Annotated in this window: 15 protein-coding genes; 10 read left to right on the top strand and 5 right to left on the bottom strand. The window is 71.4% G+C overall.

All coding sequences use genetic code 11. The annotated features are described in order from the left end of the window. Positions 1-1132: 1132 nt before the first annotated feature. The 4 genes from O7595_RS32650 to O7595_RS32635 form a co-directional block, all read right to left on the bottom strand. Complete coding sequence (locus tag O7595_RS32650) at positions 1133-3298, bottom strand: bifunctional serine/threonine-protein kinase/ABC transporter substrate-binding protein (RefSeq protein WP_269732190.1); 2166 nt, start codon at positions 3296-3298, stop codon at positions 1133-1135. A 4-nt stretch (positions 3299-3302) separates the two neighbouring features. Continuing rightward, complete coding sequence (locus O7595_RS32645) at positions 3303-5516, bottom strand: bifunctional serine/threonine-protein kinase/ABC transporter substrate-binding protein (RefSeq protein ID WP_269732189.1); 2214 nt, start codon at positions 5514-5516, stop codon at positions 3303-3305. Beyond that, entirely contained in the window at positions 5516-6283 is a 768-nt protein-coding gene (locus tag O7595_RS32640) for a hypothetical protein (protein WP_269732188.1), read from the bottom strand. Before O7595_RS32640 ends, O7595_RS32645 begins: the two co-directional genes overlap by 1 nt. A 484-nt stretch (positions 6284-6767) precedes the next feature. Beyond that, on the bottom strand, positions 6768-8120 hold the full coding sequence (locus O7595_RS32635; protein ID WP_269732187.1) for an endonuclease domain-containing protein: 1353 nt from the start codon (positions 8118-8120) through the stop codon (positions 6768-6770). A gap of 375 nt (positions 8121-8495) precedes the next feature. Here O7595_RS32635 and O7595_RS32630 point away from each other — a divergent pair, with 375 nt between their 5' ends. The 4 genes from O7595_RS32630 to O7595_RS32615 all read left to right on the top strand — a co-directional run bounded on the left by O7595_RS32630 (position 8496) and on the right by O7595_RS32615 (position 10997). After that, positions 8496-9260, top strand: a complete 765-nt coding sequence (locus O7595_RS32630; protein WP_269732186.1) for a class I SAM-dependent methyltransferase — start codon at positions 8496-8498, stop codon at positions 9258-9260. 222 nt (positions 9261-9482) lie between these two features. Further along, on the top strand, positions 9483-9671 hold the full coding sequence (locus O7595_RS32625; RefSeq protein WP_269732185.1) for a hypothetical protein: 189 nt from the start codon (positions 9483-9485) through the stop codon (positions 9669-9671). Between the two features lie 9 nt (positions 9672-9680). Beyond that, positions 9681-10346, top strand: coding sequence for a TMEM175 family protein (locus O7595_RS32620; RefSeq protein WP_269732184.1), 666 nt, complete (start codon positions 9681-9683; stop codon positions 10344-10346). A 483-nt stretch (positions 10347-10829) separates the two neighbouring features. After that, complete coding sequence (locus tag O7595_RS32615; RefSeq protein WP_443071790.1) at positions 10830-10997, top strand: pirin; 168 nt, start codon at positions 10830-10832, stop codon at positions 10995-10997. A gap of 209 nt (positions 10998-11206) precedes the next feature. Here the strand turns inward: O7595_RS32615 and O7595_RS32610 are convergent, their stop codons facing one another. Beyond that, complete coding sequence (locus tag O7595_RS32610; RefSeq protein ID WP_269732183.1) at positions 11207-11752, bottom strand: hypothetical protein; 546 nt, start codon at positions 11750-11752, stop codon at positions 11207-11209. A 126-nt stretch (positions 11753-11878) separates the two neighbouring features. On the opposite strand from O7595_RS32610, the gene O7595_RS32605 reads away from it, so the two are divergent. The 6 genes from O7595_RS32605 (at position 11879) to O7595_RS32580 (ending at position 17551) form a co-directional block, all read left to right on the top strand. Then, positions 11879-12049 (top strand): hypothetical protein, encoded by a 171-nt coding sequence (locus tag O7595_RS32605; protein ID WP_269732182.1) that lies wholly within the window; start codon positions 11879-11881, stop codon positions 12047-12049. Positions 12050-12381: 332 nt separating this feature from the next. Continuing rightward, positions 12382-12657, top strand: a complete 276-nt coding sequence (locus tag O7595_RS32600) for a hypothetical protein (RefSeq protein ID WP_269732181.1) — start codon at positions 12382-12384, stop codon at positions 12655-12657. A 25-nt stretch (positions 12658-12682) separates the two neighbouring features. Next, positions 12683-13612 carry a 3-oxoacyl-ACP synthase III family protein gene (locus O7595_RS32595; protein ID WP_269732180.1) on the top strand — a complete coding sequence of 310 codons (930 nt, stop codon included), beginning with the start codon at positions 12683-12685 and terminating at the stop codon, positions 13610-13612. A 2-nt stretch (positions 13613-13614) separates the two neighbouring features. Beyond that, positions 13615-14562 carry a hypothetical protein gene (locus O7595_RS32590; RefSeq protein WP_269732179.1) on the top strand — a complete coding sequence of 316 codons (948 nt, stop codon included), beginning with the start codon at positions 13615-13617 and terminating at the stop codon, positions 14560-14562. Continuing rightward, complete coding sequence (locus O7595_RS32585; protein WP_269732178.1) at positions 14562-16520, top strand: fatty acid CoA ligase family protein; 1959 nt, start codon at positions 14562-14564, stop codon at positions 16518-16520. Before O7595_RS32590 ends, O7595_RS32585 begins: the two co-directional genes overlap by 1 nt. After that, positions 16517-17551: an NAD-dependent epimerase/dehydratase family protein gene (locus O7595_RS32580; RefSeq protein ID WP_269732177.1), complete on the top strand. Its 1035-nt coding sequence runs from the start codon at positions 16517-16519 to the stop codon at positions 17549-17551. Before O7595_RS32585 ends, O7595_RS32580 begins: the two co-directional genes overlap by 4 nt. The last annotated feature ends 2 nt before the right edge of the window (positions 17552-17553 follow it).

The following is a 17553-nucleotide window of genomic DNA, read 5'->3' as shown; positions in this document are numbered from 1 at the left end:
GCTGACAGATCAGCGGGGACCAGCGGGACGGAAGTGCAACAAACTGGGCGCGGCATGGAAGGAAACACACACCGGGCCACTTTCGGAACGGTACACAACGCACTGCCTCCGGCTGATGGATGAACCAGATACGGACCTGCGGAAAGGGATGGTCTCCACAGGAAGTCGAGCAGTATTTCAGTGAGCACCGCCAGGCGGGGTGACCTGGCCGAACACAAGCTAGTGACGGCCGATATGCATCGTCAACCGCTTTTCGACATCTGCTCGTCAGAGCCCGACGTCACTCCGCCGGAGCAGGCCGGCAGCGCCACGACCTGCATAAACATTGCGTGATGCGGGTGCAGTGGGCTACCTGAACGGAGCGATGCCGCCCTCGTCCATGACGAGTAAAGCGTCGTCACTTTGGCCGGAGCCAATCGCTGCACGGCAGTCCAACAGCCCACTTGATCACTTGTCAAGAGGTCGTGAGCAGCGGCGAAGAACGCCGCGAACTCTCCGCCAGGCGAAAACACGCCGAATCTCGGGGGCACTGCGTGCGTTCCGCCCGGAACTACGGGGCCGAGCGCATGACGCCATGGCATATTTCCGGCCAATGAACGGAGAGGGTGCGCCACCGATCGACCGCGGCACGCTCTTCGCCGAATCGGATTCCCGCATTCCGAAACGGCGCCAGAACACCACCCCAAATTATCGCCAAATGGTGCTCACCGGGTGGCCACGAGCTACCGGACCAGCGGGTGGGCTCCGGATCCGCCGTCCGGGCCGCGGGGAGCTGGGGGTCTCCAAGGCGGCCGCGGCGGCGGGGCGGGGCCGTGGGGCGCTGCTCGTGACCGTGGCCCGGAGGTCGACCGGTCGGAGCCCGGGGCTTCGAGCCGAACACCGATCCCGGCAGCGCACGCCACGCAGTCTCTCCTCGCCAGGCGCGTGACATCGGCGGACCGCCCTGGCACCCTGACGGGTCCGGATCACCTCCCTTGCCTGCCAGTTGCTCAGCGGCTCTCGGGTCACGGCACGAACGGGCGTTCGGGGCCACGGTCGTGATCGCTGCCTGCGCCTGCCGGCCGTCCTCCCACGGCACGCCCTGACGAACCGCCTCGGCGGCGGCCGCAACCGCACGGCGCGGGATGTTCGGTCAGTCGGATCGTGCCGGGGCGCTCCCGTACGGCCCCAGGAAGTGGAAGGCCCGGTCGCGGGCCTCGTACAGGAACAGGGACGTGTCGCTCAGCTGGAGTGCGTGTGTCGCGCCCGGGGCGAAGGCGAGGGGTTTGGCCAGGCCCTGGTGGGTGGTCGAGAACAGACGCTGTGCCAGGGTCGCGGCGGTGGCGTCGGGGGCGGGCAGCGTGTCGAGGGCGGCCGTCAGGAGGCCCACCGCGTCGTACGCCTCGACCGACCAACGGGCCGGGGGCGTGTCGTAGCGGTCGTGGTGGGCCTTGGCGAAGTCGGACAGGCCGGGGGCGTCGGCAGCGGTGAAGGGGGAGCTGAACACCCAGCCCTCCGCTGCCCGGCCCGCTCTGCTGAGGAAGGTCGGTGTCATCACGTGCCACATGCCTGCCCGCGCGCCGGTGAAGTCCAGGCGGGCCAGCTCGCGGGCGCAGGCCGCCGCCCGGCCGGGCGAGGTACCGGTGTGGACGACCGCCTGGGGCTCGGCCGCCAGGGCCTCCCGGACGGCGGGGGCGAAGTCGGCCGTGCCGGCGTCGACCGAATGCACCGTCACCGTACCCTCGTTGGGCGGGGTGGCGCGTAGTCCGCTCACCCACGCCCATCCGGCCGCGCCCGCCGCCCGGTCCTCGATCACAGCGGTTCGGGTGGCCTTCGCCTCCCGGGTGAGGTGGCTGATCAGGGCCGCCTGCAAATTGTTCTCGCCCGCCCTGGTCACCGCCATGGTGCGGTGCTGGGACGTGTGGAGGGTGGTGCCGTCCGAGACGTTGACGAGGAGCATCGCCGTCCGCGCCCTCTCGTACAGCTCCGCCACCGCCGCCGCGGCCGCGGCGGTCGTCGGGCCGATGACCGCGGTAACCGTTCCGTCCGCCGTGAGGCTTTGGGCCACCGTCCGCGCGCGCTCCGCGGCACCGCCGTCGTCGACCACCCGGAGGGCGAGCCGATAGGCCGCGCCGGCACGGGCGTTGTGCGCCGCCACCGCCAGCCGGACGCCACGCTCCACTGCGACTCCGTCCGTACGGCCCGGCCCGGTCAGGTCCGCCTGGACGGCGAGGGTGTGCACGGGTGGCGGGGAGGCGGCGCCCGCCCGGCCGGTCTGCCGACGACGGCTCACCAGATACGCAATGCCGCCCGCGGTCACGCCCGCCACCGCCGCACCCGCCGCGAACAGCACCCCTCGGCGGCCGGGCCTGTGGCCCTCAGGCGCGGGCACGGGAGGGGCGGGCTCCTCCGGGGGCGGGGGGTCCAGCGCCACCGAAGAGCGCTCCGCCACCAGACGCAGCACGGGGGAAGGAAGCCAGTCCCCGGCTCCGTCCACCGGGCCGAGAGCGTAAGCCACCGCCGCCGCGGTCGGTCGGTCCCGCGGCTCCTTGGCCAGGCAGCGCATCACCAGCATGCGCAGCCCTTCGGGGACGCCGGCCACGTCCGGGCCCTCGAAGACCGTGCGGTAGAAGACGCCGTACGGGTCGCCGTCCCCGAAGGGCCGGCGACCCGACGCAGCGAACACCAGCACACAGCCCAACGCGAACACGTCGCCCGCCGGAAGGGGTTCCGCGCCCTTGCCCCCCGCCTGCTCGGGCGGCACATAGCCGGGCGTGCCGACGATCGCGCCGGGTGCGGTAAGCGCGGAGGCGCCCGTGGGGCGGGCGATGCCGAAGTCGATGAGGCGCGGACCGTCAAGGGCGAGCAGGACGTTGGCCGGCTTGACGTCCCGGTGGACCAGCCCGGCCGCGTGCACCTCGGCCAGCGCGTCAGCGAGCCGGGCCCCCAGCACCCGTACGGAGGACTCGGGCAGCGGCCCGCACGCGGCGACCGCCTCCCCCAGCGACGGGGCCGCCACGAAAGAGGTGGCCAGCCAGGGCTCGGCGGCCTCCGCGTCGGCCGATGTCACCGGCACCAGCCAGGGCCCGGTCAGTCCGGCCGCCACCGCCGCCTCGCGCCCGAAACGCGCGCGCAGGCCCGGGTCGGACACCCGGTCGGCGCGGATCACCTTCAGGGCGACGAGCGCCCCGCCGCCGCTCCGCGCCAGATAGACCACACCCATGCCGCCCGCGCCCAGCCGGGCCAGCAGCCGGTGACCGCCGACCTCACGGGGGTCCTCCGGACGAAGTGGCTTCAGCGGCCCCCGTGGTGCGCCCATCCGGTCACCCGCTCACATGGCGCAGCCGGCCGCCGGTGATCTCGTGCAGATACGGCTGCCCGTCGTCGGCGTGCAGTGTGCGGTCGTCCTGGAACGCGTAGGTGCGCACGACGCCCTTGTACGTGCCGCGTGCCAGCGCGTCGCCCACCTGGGCGCGGGTGGGACGCGTCGGCGGTGCGGAGGCCGCTGCGGAGGAGGCCGGTGCGGACGGGGACGCTGGGGGCTGCCGCCGCTCCAGGGTGGTGAGCCGGGCCAGGACCATCCTGGTGGCGTCGTACGCCTCCGCCGCCCAGACGTCCGGCGTCCGGCCGTGGAGATCCTGGTGGGCGGCGGTGAAGTCCTTCAGCGGGCCGGCCGTCGGGGCGAGGTAGGGGGTGACCGTCAGCCAGCCTTCGGCGGCGGCGCCCGCCTCGCGCAGGAACGCCGCGTCCACCGCCGCATGCCCGAGCAGCCGGAGCCCGTCGAATCCGCGCTCGGACAGTTCCCGGACGACTGCGACGGCACCGGCCGGGGCGCCGGCGAAGAAGAAGGAGTCCACGCCGCGCGCCAGGATCTCGGCGACGACGTCCCCGAAGGACGTCGTACCGCGCGGAACGATCCGCGGGTGGACGTCGAGCCCGTTCTCGGCGAAGACCCGCTGGCCGAGCAGGGCGGTCTCGGACGCGCCGGTCGTACCGGACCTGTCCCAGAGCATCCCGAGGCGCCTGACGCCGCGCTCCTTGAGCACCTTCCCCTCGCCGATGACGGTCGCGCGGGAGGTCGGGGCGACCCTGAAGTGGTATTGAGGCTGCGTCAGGTTGTACGAGACGGCCAGTCCCGTGGAGACGCTCAGCAGGGGCAGGCCCGCCTCGTCGTACACTCCCTGGACCGCGAGCGCGGTCCGGTCGCTCGTGGGCCCGAGCACGGCGAGGATGTCGAGGCGGCCGGTGAGACGCCGGGCCACGGTCACCGCACGGGCCTCCTCGCCGCGGTCGTCGGCGACCTCCAGGACTGCCGTGAAGGGCCGCTCCCCGCGCGCGTTGAACTCCTTGACGGCCAGCAGCGCTCCGCGCTCCTGTGCCTTGCCCTCGTCCTTGCCCGGGCCCGTCAGGTCGGCCTGGAGACCGAGAACCCTGCGGGGGCGGCCGGCCGCAGCGTTACCGGCGCCCGTGTCATCCGGGCCGATGGTCGCCCACAGCGCCGCACCACCCCCGGCGGCGAGGACCGTGGCACCCGCCGCCCAGGCCAGAACCCGCCGCCGGGCGGGCGCGGCCCGCTGCCCACGGGACGGGTCGACGACGGTGGCCTCGGCGTCGAGGAGGGCCAGCGCCTCGGCCGAGTGCCCGGCGACCAGGCGGACCACGGGGTCGGGCAGCCAGTGCGTCGCTCCGTCCGGGGCGTCCTCGGCGAGGGAGGCGTCCACCTCGGCGGCGGTCGGCCGGGCGGCGGGATCCTTGGCGAGGCACCGCTCCAGCAGTGCCGCCAGCTCGCCGTCGACGATGCCCTCCAGGTCCGGGGCGTCGTGCACGGTCCGGTAGAGCTGCGCCTCGACCGCGCCCGTACCGAACGGCAACCGCCCGGTCACGCAGTACGCCAGTACGCAACCGAGCGAGAAGACGTCGCCCGGCCGGCCGGTCTCCGCGGCCCGCGCCTGCTCCGGCGCCAGGAAGCCGGGCGTACCGACCACCACGCCGGTGCCGGTCGGTTCACCGTCATCGGTGCGCTCCCCCGCAGCCCCGGTGACCGCCGTCGGGGAGGCGAACCGGGCGATGCCGAAGTCGATGAGCCGGGGCCCGTCGAGGGCGAGCAGGACATTTCCGGGCTTCACGTCGCGGTGGACCAGCCCGGCGGCGTGCACGGCACACAGTGCCCGGGCCAGCGCCTTGCCGAGGAGCCGCACCGCGCGAGGGGGCATCGGGCCGCACGCGGCAACCGCCTCCGCGAGAGAAGGTCCCGGTACGTAGCCCGTCGCCAGCCACGGTGCGCGAGCCTCGACGTCGGCGTCGAGCAGAGGCACCACCCAGGGGTCGCTCACCCGCCGGGCCGCCTCCACCTCGCGACGGAAGCGGGCGCGGAAGCCGGGCTCGTCCGCCCACTGCGGCTGGATCACCTTGACCGCGGCCAGGTCCCCGCCGGCGGACCGTCCCGCGTACACCACGCCCATGCCGCCCGCACCGAGGCGGCGCAGCAGACGGTACCCGCCGATGCGCGGCGGGTCGGAGGGCAGCAGCCTGTCCATCAGCTCCGCGCCCCCTGTCCGTTCACATCCCGGCCCTTCGTCTCCTGCTCCCGGGGGCTCGCTGTCCCCTGCTGTGCCGTGGTGCCGATCCGGGCCTTGACGCGGGCGATCATCTGCACCATCGGGTTGACCAACAGACCCGTGGTCTCCTGTTCGGAGTGGCCCTTCGCACCCTTCACGGCGGCGGACACCTGCACCGGTCCGATCCGCGCCTGCCACCACATGTAGGGGTACGGGCCGCCCTGTCCGTCGCGGAGGTATCCGCCCCGTTCGAGCAGCGAGTCCTCGGCGTAGGAGTTCTGTCCCTCGCCGAAGTAGTGCGCCTGCGAGAACACGGCCTTCAGGCGTTCCCGTTGGCCCAGCCGCTGGTCGGGGCAGCGCATGGTCTCCTCCAGGGTCTCCGCGTTCGCCCAGTCGGCGGCGTGCGTGGTGCGATACACGGTGACGGTGGCGGTCAACCGCACCGCGCCCTTGCCGCCGTCCGCGGGCAGTTCGTAGTCCCGGGTCCGGCTGGCCAGCACGCCGGCGGGCAATCCGGCCCGCTGCCAGACGCAGTTCTCCGCGAGGACCGGCCACCAGCCGGGGTCTCGCTCGTGGGGAGCGCTCCGCACCACACCGTGGCCGAACTCCTCCGGTGCCGCCAGCGCGGCGCCGATCAGTTCCGTCGCGGCGGACGCCGTGCGGGGCAGCTTCGCCGGGTCGGCCTCGACGCTGCGGCGGTCGGACGTGGTGGGCGCCGGGGCGGGCGTGGCCGTTCCCGGGGACACGGACGGGGTGGTTCCGGTGGATGGATCGGCGCGTCCGTTCGGGGCCCGCTCGCCCTTCGTACAGCCGATCGCCGTAGCGCCCAGGGCAAGCACGGCCAACAGCGCCGCCGGTGCCCCCGCTCGTAACACTCTCCCGTAGGCCATGGCCCCCGCCCCTTCGGCATGTCGCCCTGGTCGTAGGCGAGTTCCGCATCCTAGTACTGCGGACCTGCCCCCGCCTCCGTTGTCGGTGAAGTCACGCCGGCACCGCGTGCCCATGTCGCTGCGGTCACGGCAGAGCGCCCCCCTGACCTGGGAGCCGGGGCCCGGCACAGGCCAGAGGGGCAGGAGGGGCGGGGGCGGAAGCAGCATCGGGGGCGGCTCCGGCGCCTCGGTCAGCGTCTCCTCTTCGGCAGGGTCTCCGCCGGCCGTGACTGGCGTCAGGCATTGCTCCCAGACGGACTCGAGCCGGCGGCCGGACGCTTGAGAAGGCGCCCGCTGTTGCTCAGAACAGTGCCAGGCCCTCACTGCTGGTGTCCGCGACGACTGGCCGGAACCGGGTGGGAAGGCCGTCCAGGCTGTCGGGCCCGGCCGCGGCGGCCACGGCAGGAGCGGTCTCGGCCAGCCAGGTGCCGAACCGATGGGCGGCTTCACGGTAGGGGACCCGCGCCAAGACACGGTGCTCACCGGACGGGCAGAAGTCGACGGCAACGGTGAGCAGGCAGGAACGGGGCGCGTTCTGACTACCCGTCCAGGACACGCGCAGCACACCGCAGGGTTTGCGGGCGCGGGAGCCGCGGGGGTCCCGGTGGGTCGGGCGCTGTGATCGGCACGCTGTGTGGGCGGTCCAGGCGGCGAGGTGTGGCAGTGGGAGGGTCGTGCGGGTGCGGCAGCCGGGGCAGCGGTGCCAGTGGCGGAGCCAGTCGACGGCGTGGGTGTGGAAGAGAGGTGTGTAGTGGTCGGCCACGCGGATGTCGTTGCGGTACAGGTGGTCGGGGCGTTCTTGTGTGTTGCAGGAGTGGCAGACGGGGGCGCGGACATAGCCGTGTTCGTGGCAGTGGTCGAGTACGGCGGCAGGTGCGGTGCGGCAGACGGCACACATCCATCCGGCCACCTTGCGGGAAATGCCGGGTTTCCTGCTGAGCACCGAGTACAGGTGGCCCTGCAGTTCCCCGTCGTACGCGCGCGGTGGGGTGGTTGGGCAGTGAGGGCTCGTCGTCTGCCGACCGTCGGCGGCTGGGGCCTGCCGGTGGCGGGAGGGCGGGTCGGTGGCGGCTGCGCCTTCCTGACGGGTCCGTGCGGCTCGCAGCCACTGCGCTTCGGTGTGCTCGGCCGCGTCCAGGAGCCTGACCACGGCGCGCGGCAGCCACCACGTACGCGCCGTGCGGTCGCCGGTTCGTTCCACGAGTATCCGCCGCCAGTCGATCCCCGCCAGATGGTACGGCCGACCGCCGTCATGTCGTGCTGCCCGCTCGGGGTCGCCCAACTCCTGCAGTTCCCGGATGATGCGCCGGCGCCATCGCAGCGGCTGCCGCTCCATGTGGTCGCCCTGCGGTGCGCCACGGAACGGACCGACGCGAACCAGGTCCCGGCGGTCCATCTCCACCGCGTCCAGTTCCGCTGCCGCCCGACGCACCTCGATCTCCGGAACACTCCACTGCCCGCCGCTCGCCTGCACCGTCGCCACCGCACGACCGCCGAGCAGGACGTACCCCGCCCGGGCATCGGCAGGAGAGGAAGTGAACGCCGCGGAAGCCGTCGGCACGGCACTGTCGGTCGTCAAGCCGGCCCACAGAGCGTCGGCGGCGCCCAAAGGGATCAGGCCGCCCGTACGGCAGGGGGTGACACGCTTTGCCATACCAACAGGCTAACGACCGGCACCGGCATACCGAGGGTCGTTGATCGACACGCCTCACCACGGCAACCACTCTCCGGCACCGGCCATCCCACGACGGAACTGGAGTGCTGTACGTCCTGACATTGTCCGGGCGGCCGCGACGGCGGGGGCGCGGCGGCGACTGTGACCGCCTCTTGCTGCCGCCCCCGCCCCGTGCCGCACGACGGCGAACGGCCCGGACAGCGCGTGGATGGCGAGCTTCTGCTTCTTCACCAGCAGTCCGACAGCCTGGACGCCCGACCCTCCGCCAGGAGTCACAGCCGCTGCCGGCTGCCGTCCACCCGATGTCTTCCTGTCGGCGGGCCTGCGGGGCGGACGTCTGCTTGACTTGTCCTCGTGGACACATCCGGCCGACGGACGGTCTGGGACACCACCGAGGTTGCCGACGACTTCGTCCTGTGGGACGACACGGTCGGGTGGCTGTGGGGCTACCCCTTTGTGTTCGAGCAGCTGCGCTTGGCGCAACCGGATGTAAGGGTCCTGGTGGACGTGGGCTGCGGCCCCGGGAAGGTCGCGCGCCGTGCCGCCGAGGACCACGGCCTCCAGGTGCACGCGGTGGACATCTCTCCGAGGATGCTGGCCCTCGCGGCCGCCCGACACGGCCAACCCCGTATCACCTTCCACCAGGCCTTCGGCTGGGACCTGTCGTTCCTTGACCATGCCTCGGCGGACGCGGTGATGTCCTGCTTCGTGCTCGTCTGCATCGCGCGGCGGGAGCAAGCCGAGGCCATGGCGGCCGAGGCGCACCGGGTGCTGCGGCCCGGTGGCCGCTTTGCCGTCCTCAACGCCCACCCCAGTCACGTCGGCGTGACCTTCGACAGCTTCCAGATCGGCCGACCCGGTGGGACCTACCGGGCGGGCGACCAGATACCGGTACGGCTGCGTCGGACGGACGGCGCGTGGGTGGACATCGTGGACACGTACTGGCCCGCCGAGAGCTACCACGAGATGCTGAGCCACGCAGGCTTCGCCCGTGTGTGGCAGACCGTACCGCTGCCGGCCGACGTCCGGCGGCGGCATGGCGCCGGGGCCACCGCCCCGGAGCGCTGGGCGACGGAGCGGACGACGCCACCGTTCCTCCTGGTCGTCGGTGAAAGATGAGTCCGCTGCCCACCTGCCGCAACGGTCGGTCACGTGGTCACCTCGGCGTCCGGCCGACACCGTGCTCACAGTCGATCGAAGGAAGCGGGCGGTTGCGCTGGGGGCCTGGGGCCCCGTCGACGCCGGGCCAGCGCGATGCCCGACGAGCATTGAGCCGTCGGCGGCACCGCGAGGACTCGTCCCTGCGCTCGGTCCAGTCGTCCCGGAAGTAGGTTCGGCCAGGTGCCGGAGCTGGAGCTGGAGCTGGAGCTGGAGCTGGGCGAGGATGCGCTCGGTCTGGCACGGGAAACAGTCGCGCGGGCCTTCGCTCATCCGGATCCGCTCGGCCTGCGAAGCGTCGGAATCGTCCTCGAGTCCGTGTCCGGAGGACACGGGCCGCGATTGCCCGCCACCGGGCTCATCGCGGTCTAGCGTGCGGTCATGACTGTGACCGGTACGGGCAGTACGGGCGACACATGTGAATCGCCTTACGCGGAGAGCCCTGCACTGCTGGTCGCTCTCTCCGACGGGATCTACGCCATCGCCATGACGCTGCTGGTGCTCGATGTCTCCATCCCCCAGGGCTTGGACGCCACGGGCTTCCGGTACGAGATGAGCCAGGTCTGGCCCAAGCTCGGTGCATACGCGCTCAGCTTCGCCGTTCTCGGCGCCTTCTGGCGCGACCAGCGCCAGATCCTCCATCAGGTGCGGCTTGCCGACGTCCTCACGGTACGCCTCACCCTGGCCGGCCTGGGCGCGGCCGCGCTGCTGCCGTTTCCCACCGCATTGCTGTCCGAGTACGGAGGCGAGCAGCCACTGGCCGTGTCCTCCTATGCGGCCACCATCGCTGTGATCAGCCTGCTGCACCTCGCGCTGTTCACCGGCATCTGGCGGCGCGAACGCCTTCAGGCCCGACCGATCCCCGACCGTGTCGGCTGGACCACCGTTACGGAGCAGGGCGCCGTCGCCCTGATCTGCGCGGCATCAGTGGTGATCGCCTTCGCCGTCTCCCCTCGGGTGGCGCTGGGGACCTGGCTTCTGTCACTCCCCCTGAAGCACGCGATCCGCCGGCGTGGCCGAACTCGCCGCACATCCGCCGCGACTTGAGCGAGAGCAGTTCAGCACCACTCCGGATTCCCTGTCCCGGCCGGTCGTCGGCCGGTCTGACACGGCAGCTGTAAGTCTTGGTCCACGGGCTTCGGTCACGTGGCCGCCGCGGCGGTGATGTTGTTCCACCGGAGGTGGGCCTCGGTGGCCTGGTGCTGGTGATGGCGGCGCCAGGCGGACCAGTGCAGGATGTGGTCCCGGTCGCGTCGGGGTTGCGGAAGTGCGGTGATCCGCAGGATGACCAGGAGTTCGCGGCCGCTGGCCGGGGCGAGTTCCAGGCCGTGTCCGGCTCCGTCGGCGGTGCGGGTGCGGGCGTGGGTGACGGCGAGGACGGCGGCGGCGAACAGGCTGAAAAGCTGCCCATGCCGCGGACGAGGTTGATGGTGGCCATGTTTGTCGACTCCCGGGCGTCTTGCTGACCTTCTGCTGACCCCGGATGGTCGATCAAGCCCCTGAGCTGGGATGAAACGGCAAACCCGTGCTATGTGGTGGAACTTCGTCGCCCGCACGGACGAGGAGGTCCGCCGGGCCCGCGCGGACTGGGCGGCCGCGTCCGACCGTTTCGGCGAGGTCATCGGCTACCCGGGCGACCGCCTTCCGGCCCCGGAACTCCCGACGACCCCGCTGAAGGCCCGGCAGAACCCGCGCTGACCCGTTCCCTCCCGCGAACAGCCGGAGGTGGCGCGGTCGATCGCACGCGTTTCAGGCGGTCGCGGGGCGTCGTTCGCGGCGGTGGCCGGTCACCTGCCGTCGGCTCGCCGAGTGGAACGGCGTCCATGTCGGAGGGGGCGCGGACGGACGGCCGGAGAGGGGAGTTCCCCTCTCCGGCCGTCCGCTGATGTCGACGCCGACAATCCCCGTTACGGGGCGGTCGTCCCCTCCGGAGCGCACTTCAGCTGCTCGTCGATCTCCTGAGCGGTCCTCGGCCCGTCCTCGGTCCAGTACCGGCCCTCGGGGATCTCCGTGGAGGTGACCTGGGCGACGTCGATGGCGCCGCCCGTTCCGTCACCCGTCCCGGCGTAGGCGAAGAGGACGTCGAGACTCCGCGGCAGCTTCTCGGGCCGCGTGCCCGAGCCGGGTTTCAGGAACTCGTCGTCGGCCCAGAGGGTGACGGCGCCGCTCCTCCCCTCGGAGGTACGCGGCTCGCGCGCCTGCCAGAGAGGCTCGGTCGACTCGCCGTCGAACACCTCGACCCGCACCACCGTGTCCGTGGGGCACGTCGGTGCCTTCACCGTGACGCGTGCGCCGTCGATCCTGACGCCGATGAGCAGCGGCCTGGACGGCACGGACATGCTGTACACGCCGAACGCCCACAGGCCCCCGGCGACCAGGAGCAGCACACCGACAACCGAGCCCGCCGCCACGAACGGCCATACGGGTCGTTTCCCGGGGCCGGAACTCAGCATGGATACCCCCGTCCCTGTATCCGGCGCGCCGCTCCCACCTGTTGCGGCACGGGTTCACACCGGCCCTCAGGTACATGTAACCACTTACAGCTGCCGTGTCTGACCCATTGGCGGTTCCATCCGCTCATGGACGTCTCCGGGCATCTGCCGTTCCTCGCCTCGCCGCAGTTCGGCGTCGCCCACGACACCGCCGCGACACGCCTGATGCGGGGACTGCCTTTTCTGCCCGCGCTGCGCCGGCCGGCACTGCTCCGCCTCGTCCACGGTCGTCTCGTCCCCGGCCGAAGCAGGTCGTGACGCCGGCACCCGACCCGGTCGAAATCCAGCCAGACTCGTGGGCCGATCGTGAACAATCGGCCACGGTGCCGTTCTTCTCGCGCCGTCGATCTACCGGAAACGACGAGACGGCATTTCGGCTGCGGCACTGTTCGGTCAACGGCCCGCAACAGCCTCATGAGAAGTTTCCGCATTCAACGGAATCGTACGCTCCGAATATGTGCCGCCATCGTGCCACCATAAGCGGACGCCGATTCTCCGCCATCACTCACAGCGACCCCATGCCGACGACGAGTGGTGATCGTCACAGACCCGCAGCGTGAGACCACCCGGACCGGTGCGATAACGTCGGCGTGCAGCGCACCGACGTCCGGGATTTCCTGTCGCCGGACCACGTCCCGCCGACGGTGAAACCAGAATTTTTCGATGGCTTCACCGCACGAGAACATGACGCGGACAAAGATTCTCCGACGTCTGTTTCATCATCCACCGCGACGCCGCGCCGCGTGAACGAGAAACCACCGGGAGATGTTTGTGTACACCAGTCGCTTGGAGTCCATCGGGGCCTATCTGCCATCGGCTTCCATGAGTACGCCGGAACTCCTCGCCCGCATGGAGAAAGCGCCTGAATTCGACTTACTGAAAATTACCGGAATGGCCGAGCGACGGGTCGCGGACGACACATCCGGCACCCCCGAGGACTGCCTCACCATGGCCGTCTCGGCGGCCCGCGCATGCCTCGGCCGGTCGCGCCACGCCGCCGACGAGATCGACATCGTGATCTCCTGCTCCATCAGCCGTACGACGGACGGCCGACGCCACCAGTTCGAGCCTTCGTTCGCCCGCCGCATCGCCGGGGAACTCGGCGCGGACAGGGCGATTCACTTCGATGTGTCCAACGCCTGCGCAGGCATGATGACCGGTGTCTATCTGCTGGACCGGATGATCCGCTCGGGTGAGGTGCGCAGCGGTCTGGTGCTCAGCGGAGAGCACATCACCCCCATCGCCTTCACCGCCGCGCGCGAGATGGAGGACAGCCGGGACCCTCAGTTCGCTTCACTCTCCGTCGGTGACTCCGCCGTCGCCGTCCTCGTCGACCGCGCCACCGACGACGCCGACGTCATCCACGACATCGAGCTGATGACCTGCTCGGAGTACTCCCACCTGTGCCTGGGCATGCCCAGCGACGACACCGGCGATCTGGCCATGTACACCAACAACAGAGAGATGCACGCCGAGGACCGTCTCTCGCTGTGGCCCGCCTTCCACCGCGACAGACTCGCCGACGACGGCCGCCGGTTCATCGACGAGGGGTACGACTTCGTGATCCAGCACCAGGTCGGCAGTCGCTTCATCGATTTCATGAACCACGTGGGCGAGAGCAACTTCGGGACACCGATGCCCGAGTCGCTCTCGGTCGTCGAGAAGTTCGCCAACACCGCGACCACATCCCACTACCTGGTCCTGCACCAGGCACTCCAGGAGCGCCGCATACCCAGGGGCTCGAAGATCCTCATGGTGCCCGCCGCCTCCGGCGTGGTGACCGGGTTCCTGTCCGCGACCGTCTCGTCCCTGGAGGTATGACCATGGCCACCGTCATCACCTCGACGGCGCTCAGCCCGGCCGACGAGACCGGCAGCGCGATCGGATACGCGGCATCCGCCGGTAGTGCGTGTCTGCGGCGAGCGGGACTGACCCCCGCGGACGTCGACGTGCTGATCAACGTCGGCGTCTACCGCGACTCCAACGTCTCCGAGCCGTCCGTCGCCGCGCTGATCCAGAAGCGCATCGGCATCAACCTGGACTACCTGCACGCCACCGACAGGCGTGCCGCGTTCTCGTTCGACCTGATGAACGGTGCCTGCGGCGTGCTCAACGCCGTCCAGGCCGGGGGTTCGCTGCTGGCGACCGGCAGCGCCCGCCGGGTGCTGGTGGTCTCGGCCGACACCCACCCCTCGATGGACCCGGCCAGAGCGGGGACGGCCGAGTTCCCGTATGCGAGCACCGGTGCGGCACTGCTGCTGGAACGCAGCGACGACGCCCGCGGCTTCGGACGGGTGCGCCACCGTTCGCGGCCGGGCGGCCATGGCGTCAACGGGTATCTGCCGCTGCACGAGGCCGGCTCCGAAGGCCGGAACACCATAGCCGTCGACCTCGACAGCGGCGTGGTGGAGCGGATGCTCGATCTCGCCGTCGACTCCGTGCGCGACGCGCTGGCAGCCGAGTACGGTGCGGAAGCGGCCCGGGCACCGGCGGTCCTGGACCGCACACTGCTGATCACCTCTCAGCCGTCGCACGACTTCGCCGCCCGCCTGTCCAAGCGCCTGGGCCTGGCATCCGATGCCGCGGTGACCGTCGAAGGACTCAAGGGCGACCCGCACACCTCCGCACTCACCTACGGCTTCGCACAGGCTCGGGACTCGGGACGACTCACGGGCCACGACCGGATCCTCTTCCTCGCCGTCGGCGCGGGCCTGAGCTCGGCGACGTCCCTCTACCGTCTGACCGGCGACACCGAGGGAGCCGCCCGCTGATGTCCGGCACCATGACCGAGCCGCCCCGGAACGCGTCCCTGGCCGAGCTGCTCGCCCGGCACGCCATCCGTACCCCCGACAAGCCGGCCGTCATCCATCCGGCCGGGAGGCAGGGCTCGTCGGGGCCACCCGCCTACACCTCGGTCGGCTACGGCGACTTCGCCGCCCGGGTCACTGCATGCGCCGCCGGTCTCAGGACTCGGGGCATCGACCGTGGCACCCGTACGGCCCTGCTGGTCACTCCCGGCGCCGATCTGCTCGTCCTGGTCCTCGCCCTGATGCACACAGGCGCGGTTCCCGTGGTGGTCGACCCCGGCATGGGACTGGGCCGCATGCTGGACTGCATCCGCCGGGTGCGGGTCCAGGCCTTCATCGGCGTACCGTCCGCGCACATGCTCCGGCGCCTTCGGCCGCGTGCCTTCGCCGGAGTGAAGAGCGTGATCACGCTGCCCCGGGGAAGCGGGCTCAAGCAGCTGTCCGCCCTCGGCGCGGACCAGCCGCAACTGCCTCCGCAGGCGTCCGGGCCGGACGACATCGCGCTGATCGGCTACACCACCGGCAGTACGGGTCCGGCCAAGCCGGTCGAGATCACCGTCGGCATGCTGCGGGGGATGGCGCACGGCGTCGAGGCCGGCCACTTCACCGCTGACATGACCAGCACCCTGGTCACCATGCCGCTGATGGGTGTGTTCGACCTCGCGGCGGGCCGCACGGTGGTGGTGCCGAGGATGGACATGGGCCGCGTCGGCGCCGCCGACCCGGTGCTGCTCACCGACGCGATCCAGCGCTTCGGGGTGGACGCCATGTTCGCCTCGCCCGCCCTGCTGGGACCGCTCTCGGAACATCTGGGGGAATCCGGCGCCCGAGTGCCGTCACTGCGTCTGATCGTCTCCGGCGGAGCCCCGGTGAGCCCTGGGCTGATGAGAGCGCTGCGTGCCGTACTGCCGGACGACGCGAACGTGTTCAGCACCTACGGATCGACCGAGGCCCTGCCGATGGCGCTGGTCGAGAGCAGGGAGGCACTGGCCGGATGCGCCGACGGCCCTGCCGCCGCCCTCGGTGTCTGTGTCGGGTGGCCCGCACCCGGCACAACGGTCCGCACCATCGAGGTCAGCGACGGACCGGTACCCCTCTGGACGCCCGAGCTCCCCGTCGCGGAAGGTGAGATCGGCGAGATCGTGGTCAGCGGCCGGACGGTCAGCCCGCGCTACTTCCGCTCACCCGGGGCCGATGCCGAGCACAAGATCCAGGACGACGGGCGTCGCTGGCACCGCACGGGTGACGTCGGATGGATCGACGGCGAGGGCCGCATCTGGTTCTGCGGACGCAAGAGCCACCGTGTCCGCACGGCGAACGGCGACCTGCACACCGTGCGATGCGAAGGCGTCTTCAACGCCCATCCGCAGGTCAAACGCACCGCACTGGTGGGCTTCGGCCCGCATGGCGAGCAGCGACCCGTGCTGTGCGTGGAGCTCGAACCGGGCACAGGTCCGGGGCACTGGCCGCGGATCGAGCGAGAGTTGCGCGCTCTGGGCGCCGACAACCCGGTGACCAAGGCAATCGAGGACTTCCTGCCGCACCCCGCCTTCCCGGTGGACATCCGCCACAACGCCAAGATCCGCCGGGAGCTGCTGGCCGGCTGGGCCGAGGACCGGCTCACCGGCAGTCGCCGCCCGACCGCCGCGGACCGGGCGCTGCGCACCGTCCCGCTGCTCGGCTGGGCCTATCTGCCGACCTGGCCGCTGCTGCCCTGGGACCACGTGGCGCTGACGGCCTTGTGGTGGATCGACGCCTTCCTCAGCGTCGTCGTCCATGCGCTCCAGATACCGTCCGCCCTGCGCAGGGAGCAGGAGCTGGCCACCGGGCGAAGGCCCTGGGCGACGGCCGCGCTGACGATGCTGTTCGGTGCGACCTGGTGGCGCCGGCGCGGCGGCAGGCGGAAGGGGGCGGCGGCGTGAAGGTACTGGTGACGGGCGCGTCCGGGTTCCTGGGCAGCCACATCGTCGATGCCTGTCTGCGCGCGGGCGACAAGGTGCGGGTCCTCGTCCGCGAGGAGAGCGACCTCAGCCATCTGCGCACCGTCACGGGCATCGAGTTCGCGTACGGGGATCTGCGTGACACCGCGTCCCTGCGAAGGGCGACGGAAGGGATCGACGTCGTGCACCACAGCGCGGCCCGGGTCACCGACCGAGGCACCCGGGCACAGTTCCGGGACGAGAACGTCGGGGGCACCGAGCGCCTGATGACGGCGGCCCGGCGGGCCGGGGCACGGCGCTTCGTGTTCATCAGCAGCCCCAGCGCGCTGATGGGCGTTCGCGGTGGTGACCAGCTCGACATCGACGAGAGCGAGCCCTACCCCGCACGGCACCTCAACCTCTACTCGGAGACCAAGGCCGCAGCGGAGCGTCTCGTCCTGGCCGCGGACCGCAGGGAGTTCACCACCGTCGCACTGCGCCCGCGGGCCGTGTGGGGCCCGCGTGACCACTCCGGTTTCATGCCTCGGCTGATCGCGAAGATGATGACGGGACGTCTGCCCGACCTCTCCGGTGGCAGGCCGGTGTACGCCTCGCTGTGCTACTGCGAGAACGCCGCCGATGCCTGTGTGAAGGCGGCACGTGCCGACGGGGTCGGCGGACGGGCGTACTTCATCGCCGACCGGGAGCCGGTGGAGGTGTGGAGCATGCTCGCCGTCCTCGCCGGACGGTTCGGGGGCAAGGCCCCCACCCGGCAGATCTCCCACGGGCTGCTGCGGGCGCTCGCCACCACGGCGGACACGCTCTGGAAGCTGCCGCCGCTGGCCAGGCACTCCTCCCCGCCGCTCTCCCGGTACACGCTGGCCCTGCTGACGCGTTCGGCGACGTACGACACCTCCGCCGCACGACGGGACCTGGCCCCGCCGCCGGTCCCCCACGACGTGGGGATGGCCCGGCTCGAGGCCTGGATCGACAGCATCGGCGGCGTCAACGAGTACATCAGGAAGGTGCGGTAGTC

This window comes from Streptomyces sp. WMMC940 (assembly GCF_027460265.1).
Taxonomy (GTDB): Bacteria; Actinomycetota; Actinomycetes; order Streptomycetales; family Streptomycetaceae; genus Streptomyces.
This window is presented reverse-complemented; position numbering and strand designations above follow the sequence as displayed.